This window comes from Microbacterium sp. Bi128 (assembly GCF_918698205.1).
This window is the reverse complement of the sequence record NZ_CAKKMM010000499.1, coordinates 1-3,406: the sequence shown is the minus strand read 5'-3', so window position 1 is coordinate 3,406 and position 3,406 is coordinate 1. Positions and strand designations below refer to the sequence as shown.

Annotated in this window: 4 protein-coding genes; 3 read left to right on the top strand and 1 reads right to left on the bottom strand. The window is 71.8% G+C overall.

The features are described 5' to 3' along the window. The 3 genes from LQV45_RS21795 to LQV45_RS21785 all read left to right on the top strand — a co-directional run. Positions 1 to 786, top strand: a 786-nt coding sequence (locus LQV45_RS21795; RefSeq protein WP_230008789.1) for an FAD-binding protein, incomplete at its 5' end; no start/stop codon positions are given. 35 nt (positions 787 to 821) lie between these two features. After that, on the top strand, positions 822 to 1,748 hold the full coding sequence (gene nadC, locus LQV45_RS21790; RefSeq protein WP_230008790.1) for a carboxylating nicotinate-nucleotide diphosphorylase: 927 nt from the start codon (positions 822 to 824) through the stop codon (positions 1,746 to 1,748). Between the two features lie 8 nt (positions 1,749 to 1,756). Then, positions 1,757 to 2,911 carry a cysteine desulfurase family protein gene (locus tag LQV45_RS21785; protein WP_230008788.1) on the top strand — a complete coding sequence of 385 codons (1,155 nt, stop codon included), beginning with the start codon at positions 1,757 to 1,759 and terminating at the stop codon, positions 2,909 to 2,911. 79 nt (positions 2,912 to 2,990) lie between these two features. Here the strand turns inward: LQV45_RS21785 and LQV45_RS21780 are convergent. Then, a partial coding sequence (locus LQV45_RS21780) for a GtrA family protein (protein ID WP_230008787.1) occupies positions 2,991 to 3,406 on the bottom strand: 416 nt, incomplete at its 5' end.

Below are 3,406 nucleotides of genomic sequence, written 5' to 3'. Positions count from 1 at the left end.
AGTGGGGCAGAGCGGGGCGCGGGCTTCCTGGCCCGGCGGTTCCCGACCATCACGGCGGCCACCCTCGCCGCAGGGTACGACTGGACCACGGAGACCGTACCCGTGTCCCCGGCTGCCCACTACTGGATGGGTGGCGTGTGCACCGACCTGTGGGGCCGCACGTCGGTACCGGGCCTGTATGCCGCCGGCGAGGTGGCCCGCACGGGCGCCCAGGGGGCCAACCGGCTGGCGAGCAACTCGCTGCTGGAGGGCCTGGTGTTCGGCCGCCGGGCGGTCGAGGACTTCCTGCGCGCCGACCCGTCGCACGACACCACTGCTCCGCGTGCTCCCCACGATCCCCACGATCCCCCTAGCCTCGCAAGCTCGGCCAGGGAACCCGGATCGTGTGGGCCCACGGCCGCGGGCGGCCTCCCCTTGACGGACACTTTAGCGAGCGTGTCCGAAGATTTTGTGAAGTCGGTATCCGCGTACGGGGTTTTCTCGCGCGACGCTCTTCGGCGGTTGATGACGGCGGACGCCGGGGTAATGCGCAGCGGGGAGCAACTGCGGGAGGCGGAGACCGTGCTTGCGGCCTGGGACGCCGTTGTCCATTCTGAGACCGCTCCCGATGCCGGCCACAGTGACTGGCTCTGCCAGGATGCCCATGAGGACCGGAACCTGCTCCTCGCGGCCCGCCTGCTTGTGGCGGCTGCCCTGAACCGCACGCAGTCCGTCGGAGCCCACTACCGGGCGGACACGGACGACGCCTCAGCCCTCACCCATTCCATGCAAAGGATTTCCTCGTGACCACCACTGCCCACGCAACCGCTGCCCCGGAAACCCTGCCCTCCCGCACCGCGGCGCTCGCCGGGAGCCTGCCCGAGGCCGCCGTCCTGGCCGTCCTCCGCGCGGCGCTGCAGGAGGACGCCCCGTACGGGGACGTCACTTCCCAGACGCTCATCCCGGCGCAGGCGCGGGCCACCGCGGTGCTCAACGCCCGCGCTCCCGGGGTGCTGAGCGGCGGGGAGGTCTTCGCCGCGGCGATGCGGCTGACCGACCCGGGCGCCGTCGTCGAACTGCTGGTCCACGACGGCGAGGCCTTCGCCGCCGGAACCGCCCTGGCCCGCGTGACCGGGAACGCCCGCGCCGTGCTGCTGGCCGAACGCGTCGCACTGAACCTGGTCCAGCGGATGAGCGCCATCGCCACCAAAACGGCCGAGTTCGTGGCGCTCGTGGCCGGCACCCGGGCCCGGATCACCGATACCCGCAAGACCACGCCGGGGCTGCGGGTGCTCGAACGCTACGCCGTCCGCTGCGGCGGCGGCGCCAACCACCGTTTCAGCCTCTCCGACGCCGTCCTGGCCAAGGACAACCACCTGGCCGTCCTCACCGGCGGCGATCCGGCGAAGCTGACCGCAGTGCTCAGCGGCGCCAAGGCCCAGCTCGGCCACACAACACACTTCGAAGTGGAGGTGGACACCATGGAGCAGATCGAGCCCGTCCTGGCCGCCGGGGTGGACACCATCATGCTGGACAACTTCTCCCTGGCCGAGCTCGCGGCCGGCGTCGGGCTGGTGGGCGGCCGGGCCCGCGTCGAGGCCAGCGGCAACGTCAACCTCGCCACCGTGGCGGACATCGCGGCCACCGGGGTGGACGTCATCTCGATCGGCGCCCTGACGCACAGTGTCACGGCACTGGACCTCGGCCTGGACATTGAGCTTGACGTCGAGCCGGCCGTCGACTCAGGCGCCGGCCCGGCGGCCGGCTGAGGCGCGCCATGATCTTCCTCGACGCCGCGGCCACCACCCCGGTCCGCCGCGAGGTGCTGGAGGCCATGTGGCCGTACCTCACGGGCGAATTCGGCAACCCGTCAAGCCATCACTCCCTGGGTGAGGCGGCTGCCGCGGCGCTCGCAGGGGCCCGCGCCGCAACCGCCAGGGCCCTCGGCTGCCGTCCCGGGGAAGTCGTCTTCACCTCCGGCGGCACGGAAGCGGACAACCTCGCCGTCAAGGGCATTGCCCTGGCCCGGCGCGCCGCCGATCCGCGCCTGGACCGGGTGGCGATCAGCGCCGTCGAGCATTCCGCGGTGGAAGAATCCGCCAGGTACCTTGAACGGGTCCACGGGTTCGCCGTCGACGTGATCCCCGTGGACCGCTTCGGGCAGGTGAGCGAAGAGGCCCTCGCCGCCGTGCTGCAGCCCGGCACGGCCCTGGTCAGCATCACGTACGCCAACAAGGAGGTCGGCACGGTCCAGCCCATCGCCCGGCTCGCGGCGCTGGCCCATGCCCACGGGGTCCCGTTCCACACCGACGCCGTCCAGGCCGCCGGCTGGCTGCCGCTGGACACCGGCGCACTGGGTGTGGACGCGCTGAGCATTTCCGGCCACAAGCTGGGCGCGCCCAAAGGCAGCGGCGCGTTGTTTGTGCGCGGCCGGGTCCGGCTTGAACCGCTGGTCCACGGCGGCGGGCAGGAACGGGGCCGCCGGTCGGGCACGGAGAACGTCGCCGGGGCCGTGGCGCTGGCGACGGCACTGGCGCTGCCGCGGGAACCGGCCGGGCACGTCGCTGCCCTCCGCGACGGGTTTATTGACGCCGTGCTGGCCGGTGTTCCCGGCGCACTGCTCACCGGCCACCCCACCGAGCGGCTGCCCTCGGTGGCATCCTTCTGCTTCCCGGGCACCAGCGGCGAGTCCGTGCTGCTGGAGCTCGAACGCCAGGGCATCATCTGCTCCAGCGGTTCCGCGTGCGCCGCCGGCTCGGATGCGCCCTCGCCGGTGCTGCTGGCCCTGGGCATCGAGCCCGAGATCGCCCAGACGGCGGTGCGGTTCAGCTTTGACTCGACCGTGACGGCAGCGCAGTTGCAGGAGGCGGCGGCCGCGGTCCGCAACGCCGTCGCCGGCGTCCGCTCCCTCGGGACCCCCTCCACCGGTTGAGCTGTCACTAAATGTCTTTATCGGGCCTCCATAGCGGCTTGAACTGATAGCTCAACCCGGGGTGAGGGCCCGGGCGACGTCAGCGGTGGCGGGCGCGGCGGAAGATCCAGTGCCGCAGCATCGTGAACCGCACGGCGGTGGCGGCGAAACCGGAGAGGGTGGTGGTCCACAGCTCCTCGGCCACGGTGGCGTCCGGGTTGACCCAGTGCAGGACGGCGAGGCTGCCGCCGGTGATCAGCAGCGCGACGACGATCACGATCAGGCCGTTGAGGTGGTCGCGCTTCATCCGGCGGCGTTCGGTGATCTTGAACGTCAGGCGCCGGTTGAGGGCGGTATTCATGAACGACGTCAGGATCAGGGCCGCCGCGTTGGCCGGCTGGGCCCCAAGCCAGGGCCGGGAGAGGGCGTACAGGGCCAGGGAGGTCAGGGTGCAGACAATGCCGACGCCGGTGAACCGGATGAGCTGCCGGACCACGGGGTAACGGAGGACTCCAC